1 protein-coding gene is annotated in these 269 nt (G+C 62.1%); it reads left to right on the forward strand.

Features of this window, described 5'->3' with window-relative positions; all coding sequences use genetic code 11:
- On the forward strand, positions 1–269 hold a 269-nt coding region (locus FLQ44_RS10985), incomplete at both ends, for a hypothetical protein (protein WP_206208819.1).

Below are 269 nucleotides of genomic sequence, written 5' to 3' on the forward strand. Positions count from 1 at the left end.
AGAACCTGAACCACGCCACCATGGTCTTCACCGGTGGCAGGGAGACGGTGTCTCTTGATGGTGACTGGAACTTCTGTGTCGACCTGCTCGACACCGGGCTGCGCCAGAAATGGTATGCCATGCAGCCCGCCGCCCCGATCGAACGTACGGAGCCCTGGGACTATGATCCCTATATGGGCGAGACGGCGCCCGTGCCGTCCAACTGGGCGATGCTCAAGGAGAAGTGGTACTTCTTCGAGGGCAGCGCCTGGTACACGCGCCCGCTCGAT

Source organism: Vogesella mureinivorans (assembly GCF_007644035.1).
GTDB lineage: Bacteria > Pseudomonadota > Gammaproteobacteria > Burkholderiales > Chromobacteriaceae > Vogesella > Vogesella mureinivorans.